Genomic DNA, 17860 nt, shown 5'->3' with positions numbered 1-17860 from the left:
AAACAAATGATCGTTATCTTTTTGAGTTTTCTACTTGTTTTAGCAGGGTGTGATCAAGCAGCAGACGGCTCGGAAAACAAGGTGAAAGAAATTCGGATTGGGATTCAGCAAAGTTTGAGCTCGCTGCTTTTAGCAAAGGAAAAGGGGTGGTTTGAACAATCATTTGAAAAAGAAGGAGTGAAGGTAAAGTGGGTGGAGTTTCAAAGTGGTCCTCCCCAATTTGAAGGACTTGCTGCAAATCAATTAGATTTTTCACAAGTTGGAAACTCACCTGTCATAGCAGGTCAGGCAGCAGGTATTGATTTTAAGGAAATTGGTTTATCTCAGGATGGGCTGAAAGCGAACGGTATTTTAGTGAATAAGAACAGTGAGATTCAAAAAGTAGAAGACTTAAAAGGGAAAAAAATCGCTGTCGCTAAAGGGAGCAGTGGCTTTGACTTTTTATACAAAGTATTAGATCAGGCGGGTTTATCTGCGAAGGATGTTCAGATCATTCAGCTTCAGCCAGATGAAGCGATATCAGCATTTGAAAATGGGTCCGTTGATGCTTGGTCGATCTGGGAGCCGTTCTTATCACTTGAAACGATAAAGAAAGGAGCAAAGCTGTTGGTGAATGGGGAAACGACCGATTTATATTCTCCAGGTTTCACACTTGTTCGAACTCAGTTTGCTGACCAGCATCCTGAACTAGTAGTTAAATTTTTGAAGGTATATGACCATGCGGTGAAATGGCAGAAAGCACATCCAGAAGAGGCTGTTACTCTATATGCGCGTTTAAAAAATTTAGATAAGAAGGTCGTCACACAAGTATTAAACAATACGGAATCACTCAATAAGCCCATTTCGAAGAAGATCATCAATGCTCAGCAGCATACCGCTGATTTTCAATATAAAACAAAGGCGATCCAGCGGAAAATTGATGTCAATCAGGTTGTAGATAATTCGTTTATTGAAAAAATGCTGAAAGAGGAGATGGATGAATGAAAGCTATTTCGAATCCGGCTTTAGCATCTAAAATCGAGCGGACAAAGAAAAAAAGGAGGAAAGCTTCTTCTTTATATAAGTTAAAGGGACTGGTATTACCTGTTCTACTTATTGCGGTTTGGCAGATCATAGCTGGTTCTCAAATCGTTTCTTCCACTGTACTTCCTGCGCCTGTCTTGATTGCAGAATCTTTTCGAGATTTATTTCGTTCTGGTGAACTGTTTGGCCATCTTTACATCAGCCTTTATCGAGCGATATGTGGATTTTTACTTGGGGGAGGTTTAGGTCTTTTGCTGGGCGTATGCGTAGGGTTTTCTAAAAAAACAGAGCAGTATGTAGATCCAACGTTGCAAATGTTGAGAACCGTTCCACATTTAGCGGTCACTCCTTTATTTATCCTTTGGTTTGGCTTTGATGAAACGGCGAAAATTTTATTGATTGCACTTGGCGCTTTTTTTCCGATTTATATTAATACGTTTCTAGGTATTCGCAGTGTAGATAATAAGCTGTTTGATGTGGCCCGCGCCTTAGAGTTTAATCTGTATCAAAGCATCACAAAGCTGATTTTACCGGCTGCTCTTCCTCATATTCTTCTGGGCGTGAGGCTGTCATTAGGAATTGCTTGGCTTGGTCTAGTGGTAGCTGAATTGATGGGTTCAAGCAACGGCGTCGGCTATATGATTATGGATGCAAGGCAATTCTCTCAAACGGATAAAGTGTTTGTAGGAATTATCATCTTTGCAGTAGTAGGTAAGCTGACAGATTCATTTGTACGTCTGTTAGAAAAGCGTCTGCTCAAGTGGCGCACTAGTTATCAAGGTGAATAATAACAGGGGGCGATGTCATGAATATTTTATGGTTTATTCCAACGCATGGAGACGGCCGTTATTTAGGATCAGCAAAAGGGGCAAGACAGGCAGACTATCCATATTTTAAACAAATTGCTCAAGCTGCTGATCAGCTTGGTTATACAGGGGTCTTGCTGCCTACTGGGAGATCATGTGAAGATCCATGGCTGACGGCAGCTGCTTTAGCTGCTGAAACAACTCATTTAAAGTTCCTCGTGGCTCTTAGACCAGGGCTTATGCAGCCGTCTGTTGCTGCTAGAATGACTTCTACATTAGATCGTCTTTCAGGCGGGAGACTGCTGATTAATGTGGTAGCAGGGGGAAGTAAAGAGGAGCTTGAAGGAGATGGGCTTTTCATTTCTCATGATGAACGCTATGAGGCAACAGAAGAGTTTTTGACGATTTGGAAGCGGTTATTGAAAGGAGAAAATGTACAATTTCATGGCAAACATCTACAAGCAGAGAATGGCCGGCTTTTATTCCCACCAGCTCAAACACCCCATCCACCAGTCTTTTTTGGCGGATCATCATCAGCAGGAATTCAAACAGCCGCCAAGCATACAGATGTTTATTTAACTTGGGGCGAACCGCCTGCACAAGTAAAAGAGAAAATTGCACAAGTGAAGAAACAGGCTGAAAAGGAAGGAAGAACGGTGAAGTTTGGCATTCGCCTTCATGTGATTGTGAGAGATACCGAAGAGGAGGCATGGCAGGCAGCGGAACATCTGATTCGTCATTTGGATCAAAAAACAATTGATGAGGCGCAAAAAGTTTTACAGGGGATGGACTCAGTAGGTCAAAGACGAATGGTGGAATTGCACCAAGGGAGGAAAGACAAACTTGAAATCAGCCCAAATCTTTGGGCAGGCATTGGCTTAGTACGCGGCGGTGCAGGAACAGCACTCGTCGGAGATCCGCAAACAGTAGCAGATCGTATCATAGAATACCAGTCTCTAGGCATTGATACATTTATATTTTCTGGATACCCGCACCTAGAAGAAGCTTATTATTTAGCAGAGCTTGTTTTCCCGCTCCTTCCATTCAAGAGATCAGGGGATACAGGACTCTCTGTGCCAGCTGGTGAAATCATTGGGAACAATCATTTTCCAGCTGCAGCCTCTGCTGCTAGTTCCTCATAAATATGAAAAAGCAAAGCAGTCTGCGATGGCTGCTTTGCTTTTTTTCATAGAAAGGGAGCGAGCCATATGTTGTGTGTTGCTGAAAAAGATAAGGGCTTTTTTCCCAATCGATTTTCTTGTATATACATATTTTTAGAGTCAAGAGAAGAAGGAAAATATACCCACTCTTTTATCGGAATTATCAGTAAATATTTCATAATTGGCTTTATTACGACATATAATCAGGACTTTTATATCTGATATATCGGGGGAATTCTTGCTATCTCACAAAAAAGAAAGAATAAATATCACAGATGATAAATATGAACTATTTCAAAAAAGGAAGAAAAAAGATGGTTCAATTGACATTATATGGGTTTTGTGGTTCTTATGGGGTGTCAAAATCTAGTAAATAAGAGAGGGTTTAAGCAGTTGGAAGTGAATAATTGAATAAAAAGTCACATTTTAATCAAATGTATGTTCGGTCAAAAATGGGATGTTCTGTAGATGTTTGGAGTGTGACGCCTATGATACGATCATCATAAGCTGGGAGGTGAAAAGTATGACTTATGCAGCGCCGCAAGTTGACTATTCCACTATGGAACCTGCTATTATGGACCAAGCTTGGTTCTTAGTATTTGTTGCTGTCCTTCTTGGATTGGGAGCAACAGTCGTTCTAGGAGCAGCAGTTTGGTGTTTAGCAAACGGCAAGGGTAGCTTTACAGGAGCCGTTCAGTGGGAAAGTGGCTTAAAAGTCCAAATTGAATGTAAGTAGCTATACTTAGGATTCATCTTTTTACTTCTTAGATAAGACACCAGGGCTAAACCGTCTGTGGCGGGCGGTTTAGTCTGATCTGTTTTTAAAGAATATGCAGACACTTGGAGGTTATATGTTTACGATCGAGAATTTAACCAAGACGTATAAAAATAACGTGACTGCTGTCAATGATTTTCATTTAAAGATCGATCCTCATCAAATCGTTGCTGTTGCTGGACCGAATGGTTCGGGTAAAACAACGATGATTAACTGTATACTCGGCATCATTAAGCATACAGAAGGAAGGATTCACTTGCAGGACGTCACAAATGATGAACCATCCTTTAAAAAACAAGTAGCCTATGTTCCAGATGACCTGCTGCTCCCTGAAGCATTGACTGGTGCTGAATATTTAGATTTTGTTTCTTCTATGTATGAATGTAAAACAATTCACAGAAGAAATCAACTAATTGAACTGTTTGATATGGACTCGGCCTTATCAAGACCGATCGAAACTTATTCACATGGTATGAAAAAAAAGACACAGCTGATTGCTGCATTTATGCTTGATAGTCAATTGGTGATTATGGATGAGCCCTTTAGAGGACTTGATATTGAAGCGGTTATAAACACAAAGAAACTGATGAAGCGGTATGCCGAGAACCATGGTGCGATCTTGCTTTCAACGCATGATATGCTTTCAGCCGAAGAGCTGTGCCACAAAATCGCCATTATTTCTAAGGGAAATAAAATGGATGAAGGGACGGTCTCAGCCTTAAAGGAGAAGTATCAATCAAGCACACTGGAACAGGTGTTTCTGAAAGCTTCAATGTTAAGTGATAGGGGTGCACATTTTGATGAAATCATTAATCATTTCTAAAATGATGCTTAAAATGTGGCAGCAGGAGATGTATAAGCTCTTCGATACTCAAACGAAGCGGATCATTGTGGTCTTATTCTTTTTGTTTGCCGTCACAATGGGAGCCATTATCGGATACAGCTTTACAGGTGTCTTTATGAAGGCTTTCTTAAATGGAGATGAACGTTCACTCGGATTACTCGTCGTGTCAATGGCGATCAATGCCTCCATTTTTACAAGCTTGTTATTCGTTTTGATCAAGGTCAGAACACCTGAACAAGACCGGTTTTCTATGCAGCTCAGCTGGTTCCCGCTCTCTACCTTTCAGAAAAGTTTTGGATACTTCATTCCGATGGTGACAGTAGTGGCAGGGCTTGTTTTATTTTTTATCGGCATCCTGCTTTTACCTAATTTTATTGCCCAGGGAATTGGTATTTTCTTTATCTTCACTTTCTTTTTGATGGTGCTTTTGCAGTCGCTTTTTGTCTTAATGCTGCTGCAGTTTATTTACAATATCACTTATTTGCTCGTTCTGAAATTGAAATTACCGTTGCAAAAATTTGCAGCGATATTTGTTTTATTGGCACTGGTTGTGGCGTATGGATTGACGCACTTTGATATTAGCCAAATTCAGCAATCATATATACAGTTTGATTATCATTTGATGTATTTGACAGCACCGTTTTTCCTAGCGGCACAAGGAATGCCTCCTGAAGGGGTAAATTATGCCATCTTGATTCTGCTCATCCTCTTATCGGCAGGCGGCGCATTTCTTTCTCTTGCGATGATGCCGATTATGGCAGAGAAAAAAGCGTTAACCTTTTTACACAAACTGCCGTTCTCTTCTTCAAAGAAGTGGTCACTTATTGTGAAGGAAATAAAGTCACAGGTGCGAAATGAAGAAAATATTTTAAATTTTCTTATTCTCCTCATTGTGATCTTATTCGTCCGTTATCAGTTTGGATTCCGCTTTGAAGAAGAAGCATTTTTTGTTCTATGCGCTCTTACTGGATTAACAGCCTTCAATTCGTTTGGCAATGATAAACGAATGCTGGGGATGTATAAAACATTTGGCCTGAGATCGTGGGAAGTGGCTTTGTATAAGTTTATCGGCCTTCTGCTCGTTGGTGTACTGCAAATTGTTTTATTCATGCTGACAACGCTGACGCTTCCTGATCAGATTTGGCACGCGTTGGTTGGTGCCGCTGTCTTATGCAATGCCACTGCGCTTTTTTATGTGGTAGGAATTTTACTTCCTCTTGATCGAAACAATCCATACACAGGCATTTTTTCATTTGGAGCGCTTATTTTACTCATGATTCCGATTGTTTTTATTGGAAACTATGTCATAGGGGCGTCTAGTCAAACGCTTCAGTGGCTGCTTGTGGCTGCATTTGAGTGTCTGCTCGTCTTTGCCATATACAAAGGTTTTTCATGGAGGTATTCACATGATTCAACTTCTTAACAATAAGCTAAAGATTGAGCGGGTACCGGCACTAGCGCCGTATGTGACCTTACAAAAGAGGCATCTCACGGATACGCAGTATGGAAGCACACTCCCGATCAATGAAAGTGCCTATCATATGTTAACAAAAGTGGACGGTAAAAGAACAGAAGCGAGTATTACCGCAGAGCTCGCCGATTTGTTTCAGGTCGATGAGTCGGTGATTGCTCGTGACTTTTATCAGCTGATGATGGGATTGAATCAGCATCACTTACTGTCTATTGATTATCATTCACCATATCGGATTGTGACAGCCTGCTGCCAATTTTTCAAGCAGTATCAAGTCAAAATGAAGGAACGATTTGATTGTACTGGTCACTCGTTCCTTCACATTTTTGGGACGGCTTTGCTCATGGTGACGCGTAAAATCATCTTTTTCTGGATGCTTTTCATGGTCATGGCAGGGATCGCTTTTTTATTCATTCCTGATCCGTCGATTGCAGCCATTACGATTTATTTTACGATTATTTATTTCGGATTAATTACCGGAACCGCCTTACATGAGGCGGCACATGGCTATGCACATCGAAAATTTGCGGGGCGAGATGGTCCTCAAGGCTTTTTTGCGAGTGATATGATGTCTGTGAAATTTGTAAGACCCGTATTAGATCCGTTTCAGAAAAAGCAGGTATGGATTACGCTGCTTGGACCGCTTGTTCCCGGTGTGATTGGCGCAGCAGGCATCATTGTGACCGTTTTATTTCTAAAAGAAAACCCGGTTTCGACAGCTTTTTTCATTTTTTCAATCACGTATTTTATTCAATTACTCTATCTTCTTCCGTTTATGGGGGATGGTAAGTCCATTATGAAGCAGCTATTGCTTGGAGGAATGGGAGGACAACGATCATGAACGTACAGGCGATGAAACAAGGCGCGATAGTTGGTGGTTTTCTGGGGTTCTTAGGCTTTCCAATGCTGACAATCGGCGTACTGTTCTATCATTTATTTCAATCAAAAACGAATGATGCTTTATTATTTAACAGTCTCGCTTTTGAGATGGAAGGCTCGTCCGCATTTACTTTTCAGATCAAGCCAAACTTTTTTATTTATATGATTGTGATTTTTGCTGCGAGTTTTCTCATTGTGGCATTCCTATCAGCCATGAAACAGAAAAAAGCAAAAGGTTAGGAGGATTCTCCTAATCTTTTTTTGTATAATCAACCAAATTTTAGTATAATGAGAAATAAAAAACATCAAAGGGGAACTCAATGTTTAAAAAATGGAGCATTCTTATCTTCACAGTTTTTCTATTAGCAGGATGCGGCGAGAAGGCCGAAGAAACCACGACAACCGAGAAGACGGTTTCGACAATAAAAAAAGAACCTGCCACTAAAAACCAAGTAACCATCGAACAAATGAAACTCTCAAAAAAAGAAAAAAACTTACTAGAAGCAACAACGACTAATGAAAAGGTGGCTCTGACACTGAAAGGATTAACGAAGAAGGAAAAGAGTATTACGTTTATCGGGAGTCATTATAAAAATGGACGATTAGTGAATAAGGAAGCATCATCTGCTACCTTTACTTTACACCAGGATGGAACCGACCAAACGGTGAACGTCCTTCTTCAATTACATCATGAGAAAGATACATATGAATCACAATTTAGTATTTGGTCAGATAAAAAGAATGATGGGATGACGAAAGCGACATCAAGCTTCCCATTCAAAGTAAGTGACTATGTATTTTCTGCACAATCTGAAACTGTCAAAGTCTCATCTGGAGGAAAGGCTCTGATTGCGTATACAGCGGCGATGGGGAAAGACGGGGGTTCAACTATATTTGAAGAGATTGAGAAGAATCCAAAGCAAGCGCTGAAAAATAAGTCACATGCATACTTATTTTATATCCAGCTAGATAAATAACTATCGTAATATATACGGAGAATATGAAGTTTTTTGACGAAAAATCTTCATATTCTCTTGACGAATTGTTAAGAAAGTTGTAACATAATAAAAGTCAACACGATGACGTTGCTTTTAAAAGATTGATGCGGGTGTAGTTTAGTGGTAAAACCTCAGCCTTCCAAGCTGATGTCGTGAGTTCGATTCTCATCACCCGCTCCAATACATAATTTTGTTTATAACGCAGTATTTCGTTTCTTAGATAAACGAAGTGTTGCGTTTTTTATTATGTCAGTATAATGTGAAAAAGCACTGTCAGGCTACAGTGCTTTTTCAATGAGTTCATATTTGCTTTCTCCGCCATGTATTTGTACAAACATCTTCGTCAAGGATTGAATAAGAGCCTCACTCTTTTCCCGGGAAATAGATGGCGGGAAAAGGATGATTTGAAGAATGTTCTTTGTGTCTTGAGAAATTTGTGCTTTACTTGCTTGAGAAAATAATCCATTCAGTCCTGCGCCGTCCTGCCATTTGATGTGACCTGCCTCATGTTTTGCCAGTAAAAGCGGTCCTTTGATGCGATCGGCATCTAATGTCAGGATGGGTAAGAAATATTTTAATGAGAAAAATATCGACAAATCCTGTACGGAATTGGTCGAGTCAATAAATTGTTCCTTTTGGATGTCAGAAAGAAGTGGAAGGAAAGGAACGTCTTTTAAAAGATCCGTCCATTCTTTGATTGCTGGTACTTCTTCTAAGACTTTATCTTCGTATTCAAAAAATAAAGATTCTTGAAACAGGCGTAAGCGACCTTTTAGCATTTGAGGTGATGTACCAACTTCAATATGCGAATATTCAATCTGTCCAACATGGATAGACGGGTTTTGAGGATGAGAAATTTCCATATGTATCTTCACAGTGACTCACTCCAATCGGTCATGATACACTCGTATTATACTGAAAACAACAGAAGAAACAAAGAAAGGAGGTTTGCAAGGTGATTCATGTTGGAGAATTAAAAGAAGAATTGATTCAATATGCGAAAGAAATTGGTGTCGATAAAATTCGATTTGCAAGTGCCGATACATTTGATTCATTAAAGGACCGCCTCATCTTACATGAATCGTTAGGGTATTTGTCAGGCTTTGAAGAGCCTGATATTGAAAAACGGACAAACCCTTCTTTGCTGCTTCCGAAGGCCAAATCAATTGTTGCGATAGCGCTCGCGTATCCTTCCAAAATGAAAGATACTCCTCGAAGTACTAAGGATGCGAGAAGGGGGATCTTTTGCCGGGCTTCATGGGGAACGGATTATCATGTCGTGCTGAAAAAAAAGCTTGATATGCTCGAAGAATTTTTGCGAAGCAAGCATGTCGATATACGGACAAAATCAATGGTGGATACAGGAGAATTGTCTGATCGTGCTGTAGCAGAACGTGCTGGCATTGGTTTTAGTGCAAAAAACTGTATGATTATCACGCCAGAGTTTGGATCTTATGTGTATTTGGCTGAAATGATCACAAATGTCCCGTTTGAACCGGATGAGAAAATTGAAGACCAGTGCGGAACATGCAATAAATGTGTGGATTCGTGTCCAACGGGTGCGCTGGTGAATCCGGGGCAGCTCAATTCTCAGCGGTGCATTTCATTTTTAACGCAGACAAAAGGATTTTTACCTGATGAGTTTCGTTCGAAAATAGGAAATCGATTGTATGGGTGTGATACGTGCCAAATCGTCTGCCCGATCAATAAAGGAAAAGACTTTCATCTGCATCCTGAAATGGAGCCGGACCCTGAAATTGCGAAGCCGCTGTTAAAGCCGCTTCTGACGATCAGCAATCGTGAGTTTAAGGAAAAATACGGTCATGTTTCAGGTTCATGGAGGGGGAAAAAGCCCATTCAGCGGAATGCAATTTTGGCACTCGCTCATTTTAAAGATACATCTGCTTTACCAGTGTTGATTGAGTTGATGCATAAGGACCCAAGACCGGTCATTCGGGGAACGGCTGCTTGGGCAATTGGCAAAATTGGCGACGATCAGCAGCTTCCAGAGCTGGAAAAAGCCCTTGAACGGGAAAGTGATGAAGAAGCGAAAGAGGAGATTGTGAAAGGGATTGAGCTTTTACAGACACCTTTAAATACTAAATAACATCCCTGTGAACATAGAATGAACCAAACAGAGTTTTTAAAAAATGTTTGGTGGTGTCTGTGTGAAACAATTATTAGAGAAAACTTTAGAAGACAGGTTGGCGTATTTAATCAATGACCGTGCAATCAAGCAGCCGCAGCTTATGTCTGATGTGGAAGCAGTAGAGCGGAAAAAAGAGCTTTTTGCTAGAAGACAGGTTGAGATTGTGAAGGCGAAAGCAAAAACAAAACTTCTCGATTCAGCCATTCAAGATGATGGAGCTCACCATGTGCAGTACCTTGCTCATCTCACTTATGTATGCAAGGATGTAGACGATTCTTTCTATTTAGAGGAACAGGTGGAAAAAAGAGAAGCGTTCCTTTATAACAACATGCTTGTCAAAGATCGGATGATGCTAGAAGAGCGGCAAAGGGAAGAGCATATGGATGAGCGCTTTCAGACCGAAGAACAATTCGGCAGAGCTTTTCAATATGACCGGCGTGCAGCCGTGCAGTATGCGGAGACATACTGGAATAAGCGGAATCCAGCCTATAAAAACTTTGAAGATAACTGTACAAATTTTATTTCACAATGTTTAAAAGCAGGGAATGCGCCAACGAGAGGATATCCGAACCGCGGATCTGGCTGGTGGGTGCGTCCGCATACGTGGAGTTATAGCTGGACGGTGGCTCATTCGATGAAAAATTATTTAGCGAATTCGAAAGCAGGTTTGAGAGCAAAGAAACTCAAAGAAGCGCACGAGCTTCAAATTGGTGATGTCATTTGCTACGATTTTGAAGGTGATGGAAGGTATAATCATACAACCATTGTTGTTGATCATGACAAAGGCGGAATGCCTCTTGTGAATGCACAGACGTATGACTGCCGCATGCGTTATTGGTCATACGAGGATTCGACCGCCTATACACCTGCTATTCGATATATGTTTTTTCACATTTTGGACGATGCCGCGAAGGATAGTTAGTGGTATAATGTTGAGCGGAAAAGAAAATTAGAGGTGAACTTTTTTGGGACTTCATGTCGTTTTATATCAACCAGAGATTCCAGCTAATACTGGAAATATTGCGCGTACATGTGCAGCAACAAATACAACCCTTCATCTGATTCGTCCGCTTGGTTTTTCGACAGATGACAAAATGCTGAAGCGTGCAGGACTTGATTATTGGAAATATGCCAATGTGGTCTATCATGATTCACTTGATGAATTGTTTGAGGCTCATCCGAAGGGGCAATTTTTCTATATCACAAAATTTGGTCAAAAGCCGCATACGACATTTGATTACTCTCAGCTGGATGAAGACTATTTCTTCGTCTTTGGCAGAGAGACAAGTGGATTGCCAAAAGATTTGATTGAACAGAATATGGACCGTTGTCTTCGTCTACCGATGACAGAGCATGTTCGTTCCCTGAATCTGTCGAATACGGCAGCCATTCTTGTATATGAGGCACTTCGCCAGCAGCAATATCGCGATCTCACATAAGATCATGATAAAAGCCGAGATACTGAACTCGGCTTTTTTATGTGAAATCACTTTTTTTGACATGTTGAAAATGAAAAGGATGTTCCGCAAATGGAACATCCTTTTTTTCATTTACCAGGCTTGCCTTCGTAGCCAGCAGTGAATATGGATACTAAAAACGTAATGATGACGCCCATCATAATGACCGTTCTCATATAAGCTCCCCCTTATCCCTTTGTTCCGTTCGCTGCCTGTTTCATATGATGTGAAGTTCACCTTGAAAAGCAGGAGAAGAAAATCATTTTTCTCCTATTTTTCCTTTATTATGAAGGGTCTGGCGGATGGTTGTCAATTCAGTTTGCCAATTCGTCATTTTGAAGAACGAAAGCATGTAATAGGACGCCTCCGCATAGATTGTAAAACAGTATCTGATTTCTAGCTTCAATCTTGAAAGAGGAGGTTCATATGGATATTTTAAAGAAAATCGAACAGCACAGAGAAGAAGAGCAGCGTCTCAAATGGGAAGGCACATTCAGCGATTATTTAGACATTATTAAGGAAAATCCACTTGTCGCTCAATCTGCTCATTCTCGCGTTTATCATATGATTAAAGACAGCGGGATTGAAGAGGAGAATGGGGTCAGAACCTACAAATTTTTTGATCAGGAGCTGTTTGGGTTAGAGGAATCACTCGAAAGATTAGTGGAGGAATATTTTCACCCTGCTGCAAAGCGGCTAGATGTCAGGAAGCGTATTTTATTACTGATGGGACCAGTAAGCGGGGGGAAATCGACGCTTGTCACTAGATTGAAAAGAGGACTTGAAGAATATTCACTGACCGATCATGGCGCAGTTTATGCGATCAAAGGCTGCCCTATGCATGAAGATCCGCTTCATCTCATTCCGCAAAATCTGCGGGAGGATTTCTATAGAGAATATGGGATTCGTGTGCAGGGGAATTTGTCGCCTCTGAACATGATGAGACTGGAAGAGGAATATGGCGGCAGAATTGAGGATGTAAGGGTTGAACGGATCTTTTTCTCAGAGGATAAACGGACCGGCATTGGTACCTTTAGTCCGTCTGATCCGAAATCTCAGGACATTGCCGATTTAACAGGCAGCATCGATTTTTCAACCATTGCTGAATTTGGATCAGAGTCAGATCCCCGTGCGTACCGCTTTGATGGAGAACTCAATAAAGCAAACCGAGGGATGATGGAGTTTCAGGAGATGTTAAAGTGTGATGAGAAATTTCTATGGCACCTCCTGTCATTAACGCAGGAAGGAAATTTTAAGGCAGGAAGATTCGCCTTGATTAGTGCAGATGAATTGATCGTCGCCCATACGAATGAAACCGAGTACCGGTCGTTTATTTCAAATAAAAAGAACGAGGCTTTGCATTCAAGAATTATTGTGATGCCAATTCCTTATAACTTAAAGGTCACAGAAGAAGAACGCATTTATCATAAAATGATTTCAGAAAGTGATGTCTCAGATGTGCATATTGCCCCGCATACGCTGAAGGTAGCAGCGATGTTCTCCATTTTGACGAGACTGAAAGAGCCGAAGCGTTCTGATATTGATTTGGTGAAAAAAATGCGTCTGTATGACGGAGAAAGTGTCGAAGGCTTCCAGTCAGCAGACATTGATGAGATGAAAAAGGAATTTCATGACGAAGGGATGAGCGGAATTGATCCGCGGTATGTGATCAATCGAATTTCATCCACCATCATTCGAAAGAATATGGAATCGATCAATGCACTGGATGTCCTTCGCTCCTTAAAAGAAGGGCTCGATCAGCATCCGTCTATCTCCAGCGAGGACCGGGAGCGTTATTTGAATTTCATTTCAGTCGCGAGAAAAGAGTATGATGATATTGCGAAGAAGGAAGTGCAAAAGGCATTTGTGTACTCCTATGAGGAGTCTGCGAAAACGCTGATGGATAATTACTTAGATAATGTCGAGGCATACTGCAATAAAAACAAGCTGCGTGATCCGTTAACGGGTGAAGAAATGAATCCTGATGAAAAACTCATGCGTTCAATTGAGGAGCAGATCGGTATTTCTGAAAACGCCAAAAAGGCATTTAGAGAAGAAATTCTGATTCGTATTTCAGCTTATGCGAGAAAGGGAAAACGATTTGATTATAATTCGCATGAGAGATTGCGAGAGGCCATTCAGAAGAAGCTGTTTGCTGATCTAAAAGATGTGGTGAAAATCACGACATCGACGAAGACACCGGATGAACAGCAGCTGAAGAAGGTCAATGAAGTAGTGGCTAGATTGATTGATGAGCATGGTTATAATTCAACAAGTGCGAATGAACTTTTAAAATATGTAGGCAGTCTTCTGAATCGTTAATAAATGAAGGAGGCATTATTGGCGCATCAGCACCGGTAATGTCTTTTTTAGAAATGATCGTCAACTTGGATGACGAGCAGCATAGGATAAAGGAATCGATGGCTAGAAGAATTGTGCAAATAGGTGAGGAGGGGGATGGATGTCCCGGCAAGAAAAAAGTCAGTTTATTGTGTCTCAGGAAGACTGGTCCCTCCATCGAAAAGGCTATGACGACCAGCAGCGTCATCAGAAAAAAGTCAAAGAGGCGATTAAAAACAATTTGCCGGATCTTGTTACAGAAGAAAGCATCATCATGTCGAATGGAAAAGATGTTGTCAAAATTCCGATCCGTTCATTAGATGAATATAAAATTCGGTATAACTATGACAAAAATAAGCATGTGGGTCAAGGCGATGGAGACAGTGAGGTTGGCGATGTTGTTGCGCGCGACGGCTCAGACAGTAAGCAGGGCCAAGGTAAGGGGCAGGGCGCTGGAGATCAAGCTGGTGAGGATTATTACGAAGCAGAAGTCTCATTAATGGATCTCGAGGAAGCACTGTTTCGTGAACTGGAGCTGCCAAACCTCAAACAAAAGGAGCTTGACGACATCATTGTCGAGCAAATTGAATTTAATGATATTCGCAAAACCGGGTTAACAGGAAATATCCACAAAAAACGAACGATGCTGTCGGCATTTAAACGAAATGCGATGACAGGCAGTCCTTCCTTTTATCCAATCTACCCAGAGGATATCAAGTATAAAACGTGGAATGAAGTGACCAAACCAGAGTCGAAAGCCGTCGTTTTGGCGATGATGGATACAAGCGGAAGTATGGGACTTTGGGAAAAATATATGGCGAGAAGTTTTTTCTTTTGGATGACACGTTTCTTACGGACAAAGTATGAGACGGTCGATATTGAATTTATTGCCCACCATACAGAGGCGAAGGTGGTAGACGAAGAACATTTCTTCTCACGGGGTGAGAGCGGGGGGACCATTTGCTCGTCTGTCTATCGAAAGGCACTAGAGCTCATAGACGAACGATACCCGCCGTCACGATATAATATTTATCCTTTTCATTTTTCTGATGGTGACAATTTGACCTCAGACAACGCCCGGTGTGTGAAACTTGTTTCTGAGATCATGAAAAAAGCCAATTTATTCTGTTACGGTGAAGTGAATCAATACAACCGGCATTCTACGTTAATGTCAGCATATAAGCATATTCAGGATGAGAAATTTAAGCATTATATTTTGAAGCAAAAATCAGACGTTTTTCTCGCACTAAAAAAATTTTTTCAGCAGGAAGAAGTTCATTCATAACGAGCACATTTGAAAAAACCTTTCAGCATAAGGGCTGAAAGGTTTTTTGTGTGGAGAAGGAAAGGATCACCAGAAAAAAAGTAAAACTTTCTCTTTGACATTTCAATTTTCATTTATTAATATTTAATCTTGTTAAATATAAGTTTTTCAAAAAAGATGCCGATCGTCTTTTCTTCTTTTTCTGCTCTTTGCTCATAAGTGAACAATAAGGATAAATGGGCTGCACACCATGAGTCGAGCGGGAGTAGATGAAGGGAAAAGGACAGATTGTTGAGCTTGTTTCATATTCTGTCAGATGATGGGCATTCTAAGTTTGCTAAAGCAGATGACACTATATTTTTATACATGAAAGGAGAAACAAAACATGAACAGAGGGCGTTTATTGCTAACGAACATTATTGGCCTTATTGTGATTCTTGCCATTATTGCTGGAGGTGCTTATTACTACTACGAAAGCACAAATTTTGTTAAAACAGACGAGGCAAAAGTAACAGGTGACATGTATCAAATTACAGCACCAGCAGCTGGACAAATCAAAGGCTGGGATATCAATGAAGGTGACGAAGTGCAAAAAGACAGCACAGTTGCAAAAGTTGAAGGAGAAACAAAAACAAACATTAAAGCAGTGGCTGATGGCACATTAGTCAAAAAAGAAATACAAAACAATCAACAAGTGCAGCCTGGTACAGTTCTTGGTGAAACAATTGATTTAAGCAAGCTTTACATCACAGCAAATATCAAAGAAACAGATATTAAAAACATTGAAAAAGGCGACAAAGTCGACATCGTTGTAGATGGCGATCCTGATACAACATTTGAAGGAAACATTGAACAAATTGGTTATGCGACAAACTCAACATTCAATATGCTGCCAGCAACAAATTCAAGTGGCAACTATACAAAAGTAACGCAGAAAGTAGCAGTGAAAATTTCAATTAAAAACCCATCAGACAAAGTACTTCCAGGTATGAATGCTTCTGTCAAAATTTCATCTTAATGATGATTGATATCAAAAAATGAAAGGAGGTTGTCTGAGATGGCAAATCAACCTGCAGCGACAAAACAGGGAACAGGCTCCTTGTCTTTACTGATCATTTTAATGGCCGGTTTGTTCGTAGCCATTTTAAACCAAACGCTTTTGAACGTAGCCATGCCCCATTTAATGACTGAGTTTAATGTAAGTGCAACGACGATTCAGTGGCTGACAACAGGCTACATGCTTGTCAACGGTGTGCTGATTCCGTTGTCTGCGTTTTTAATCACACGTTTTGGACAGCGCAGCTTATTCCTAGTGGCTATGATCTCGTTTACACTAGGTACATTTATTTGCGGTATTGCGCCAAACTTTTCAACGATGCTCATTGGCCGTTTGATTCAGGCTGTCGGCGGTGGTATCTTACAGCCGCTCGTCATGACAACAATCCTTTTTATTTTCCCTCCGGAAAACAGAGGGAAAGGAATGGGGATTTTTGGTCTTGCGATGATGTTTGCTCCTGCAGTAGGACCAACATTATCTGGTTACATTATTGAACATTATTCTTGGCGTATTATGTTTTATGGACTTGTGCCAATCGGTGCGATTGTCATTATCGCGGCTTTCTTTATGTTTAAAAATATTGTAGAGCCTAAAAAAATCAAGCTGGACAGTCTTGGTGCGATTCTTTCAATCGTCGGTTTTGCTTCCCTTCTATACGGAGTGAGTGAAGCAGGAAGTGATGGTTGGACAGATCCGATCGTCTTATCTACGATTATTATTGGTGCGATTGCGATCATTCTCTTTATTTTCCAACAGTTGAAAGTTGATAATCCGATGCTTGATTTCCGCGTATTTAAATACAGCATTTTCTCATTATCAAGTGTCATTAACATCATTATTACGGTTGCTTTATATACAGGAATGTTCTTACTTCCGATTTATCTGCAAAACCTCGTTGGGTTTACGGCATTGCAATCTGGGCTATTAATGCTTCCAGGGGCACTTGCGATGCTCATTATGTCCCCGATTTCAGGGATCTTGTTTGATAAATTTGGACCTCGTCCGCTTGCAATTGTGGGGATGCTCATTACCGTTGTCACGACATATGAGTTTACGAGGCTGACCATTGATACTTCCTATAGTCACATTGTGCTCATGTATGCAGTACGTGCATTTGGTATGTCACTCTTGATGATGCCGGTTATGACAGCAGGGATGAACCAATTACCACAGCACTTAAACAGTCATGGTACAGCGATGTCTAATACATTAAGACAAATAAGCGGTTCCATCGGTACGAGTTTGATCACAACGATTTATACGAATCGGACGACATTCCATTATTCTAATATGGCGGATCAAACAAATACTGCGGACCCGGTCTTTATGAATTCATTCCAGGCGGCGGTATCGAATGTGATGCATCATATGGGTATGACAGCAGAGGCTGCTCAAAAATATGTATCTACCCAGCTCTTTACGAAAGCACAGATCGATTCAAACGTGATGGGTATCAATGATGCTTACATGTGGGTGACATTATTCTGTGCCGCTGGTGTCATTCTCAGCTTGTTCCTGCGAGATGTTCGTAAGGATAAAAAGCGAAAAGAACAGCAGCATAAGAAACAAGAAATATCACTGCTTCCGGCACCTAAGGAAGCTAACCAAGATGCAAGATAAGTGTGGAGGGACCGTAC

The 17860-nt window shown here is 40.8% G+C and carries 17 protein-coding genes and 1 tRNA gene; 17 read left to right on the top strand and 1 reads right to left on the bottom strand.

Annotated features, from left to right (window positions below; translation table 11 throughout):
- Window positions 1-6 precede the first annotated feature (6 nt).
- The 10 genes from NSS92_RS09925 (at window position 7) to NSS92_RS09880 (ending at window position 8136) form a co-directional block, all read left to right on the top strand.
- Window positions 7-984, top strand: coding sequence for an aliphatic sulfonate ABC transporter substrate-binding protein (locus tag NSS92_RS09925; RefSeq protein ID WP_445661653.1), 978 nt, complete (start codon window positions 7-9; stop codon window positions 982-984).
- On the top strand, window positions 981-1811 hold the full coding sequence (locus NSS92_RS09920) for an ABC transporter permease (protein WP_340867601.1): 831 nt from the start codon (window positions 981-983) through the stop codon (window positions 1809-1811). The genes NSS92_RS09925 and NSS92_RS09920 overlap by 4 nt, the downstream gene beginning before the upstream one ends.
- Before the next feature lie 17 nt (window positions 1812-1828).
- Window positions 1829-2971 carry an FMNH2-dependent alkanesulfonate monooxygenase gene (gene ssuD / locus NSS92_RS09915; RefSeq protein ID WP_340867599.1) on the top strand — a complete coding sequence of 381 codons (1143 nt, stop codon included), beginning with the start codon at window positions 1829-1831 and terminating at the stop codon, window positions 2969-2971.
- 541 nt (window positions 2972-3512) lie between these two features.
- Window positions 3513-3725, top strand: coding sequence for a hypothetical protein (locus NSS92_RS09910; RefSeq protein WP_003211695.1), 213 nt, complete (start codon window positions 3513-3515; stop codon window positions 3723-3725).
- Between the two features lie 115 nt (window positions 3726-3840).
- Window positions 3841-4587: an ABC transporter ATP-binding protein gene (locus NSS92_RS09905; protein ID WP_267585877.1), complete on the top strand. Its 747-nt coding sequence runs from the start codon at window positions 3841-3843 to the stop codon at window positions 4585-4587.
- Window positions 4565-6031, top strand: a complete 1467-nt coding sequence (locus tag NSS92_RS09900; protein WP_340867597.1) for a hypothetical protein — start codon at window positions 4565-4567, stop codon at window positions 6029-6031. Before NSS92_RS09905 ends, NSS92_RS09900 begins: the two co-directional genes overlap by 23 nt.
- A complete protein-coding gene (locus tag NSS92_RS09895) occupies window positions 6015-6920 on the top strand; it encodes a PqqD family protein (protein ID WP_340867595.1) in 906 nt (301 codons plus the stop codon). The genes NSS92_RS09900 and NSS92_RS09895 overlap by 17 nt, the downstream gene beginning before the upstream one ends.
- Complete coding sequence (locus NSS92_RS09890) at window positions 6917-7198, top strand: hypothetical protein (RefSeq protein ID WP_058014465.1); 282 nt, start codon at window positions 6917-6919, stop codon at window positions 7196-7198. Before NSS92_RS09895 ends, NSS92_RS09890 begins: the two co-directional genes overlap by 4 nt.
- An 80-nt stretch (window positions 7199-7278) precedes the next feature.
- Complete coding sequence (locus NSS92_RS09885; protein WP_267585880.1) at window positions 7279-7935, top strand: hypothetical protein; 657 nt, start codon at window positions 7279-7281, stop codon at window positions 7933-7935.
- Between the two features lie 127 nt (window positions 7936-8062).
- A tRNA-Gly gene (locus tag NSS92_RS09880) sits at window positions 8063-8136 on the top strand.
- Window positions 8137-8234: 98 nt separating this feature from the next.
- Here the strand turns inward: NSS92_RS09880 and NSS92_RS09875 are convergent.
- Window positions 8235-8831, bottom strand: a complete 597-nt coding sequence (locus tag NSS92_RS09875; protein ID WP_267585881.1) for a hypothetical protein — start codon at window positions 8829-8831, stop codon at window positions 8235-8237.
- Between the two features lie 83 nt (window positions 8832-8914).
- Here NSS92_RS09875 and queG point away from each other — a divergent pair, with 83 nt between their 5' ends.
- The 7 genes from queG to NSS92_RS09840 all read left to right on the top strand — a co-directional run bounded on the left by queG (window position 8915) and on the right by NSS92_RS09840 (window position 17843).
- Entirely contained in the window at window positions 8915-10063 is a 1149-nt protein-coding gene (gene queG / locus NSS92_RS09870) for a tRNA epoxyqueuosine(34) reductase QueG (protein WP_340869978.1), read from the top strand.
- A gap of 61 nt (window positions 10064-10124) precedes the next feature.
- Window positions 10125-11027 carry an amidase domain-containing protein gene (locus NSS92_RS09865; protein WP_267585882.1) on the top strand — a complete coding sequence of 301 codons (903 nt, stop codon included), beginning with the start codon at window positions 10125-10127 and terminating at the stop codon, window positions 11025-11027.
- Window positions 11028-11070: 43 nt separating this feature from the next.
- Window positions 11071-11544, top strand: a complete 474-nt coding sequence (trmL, locus tag NSS92_RS09860; protein ID WP_024425327.1) for a tRNA (uridine(34)/cytosine(34)/5-carboxymethylaminomethyluridine(34)-2'-O)-methyltransferase TrmL — start codon at window positions 11071-11073, stop codon at window positions 11542-11544.
- Window positions 11545-11988: 444 nt separating this feature from the next.
- Window positions 11989-13884: a PrkA family serine protein kinase gene (locus NSS92_RS09855; protein WP_034663803.1), complete on the top strand. Its 1896-nt coding sequence runs from the start codon at window positions 11989-11991 to the stop codon at window positions 13882-13884.
- A gap of 139 nt (window positions 13885-14023) precedes the next feature.
- Window positions 14024-15187, top strand: a complete 1164-nt coding sequence (gene yhbH / locus NSS92_RS09850) for a sporulation protein YhbH (RefSeq protein WP_034282299.1) — start codon at window positions 14024-14026, stop codon at window positions 15185-15187.
- Between the two features lie 364 nt (window positions 15188-15551).
- A complete protein-coding gene (locus NSS92_RS09845; RefSeq protein WP_267585883.1) occupies window positions 15552-16184 on the top strand; it encodes an HlyD family efflux transporter periplasmic adaptor subunit in 633 nt (210 codons plus the stop codon).
- A 39-nt stretch (window positions 16185-16223) separates the two neighbouring features.
- Window positions 16224-17843, top strand: coding sequence for a DHA2 family efflux MFS transporter permease subunit (locus NSS92_RS09840; RefSeq protein ID WP_340867586.1), 1620 nt, complete (start codon window positions 16224-16226; stop codon window positions 17841-17843).
- Window positions 17844-17860: the final 17 nt, after the last annotated feature.

This window comes from Bacillus sp. FSL M8-0166 (genome assembly GCF_038008825.1).
GTDB classification, from domain to species: domain Bacteria; phylum Bacillota; class Bacilli; order Bacillales; family Bacillaceae; genus Bacillus; species Bacillus safensis.
This window is presented reverse-complemented; position numbering and strand designations above follow the sequence as displayed.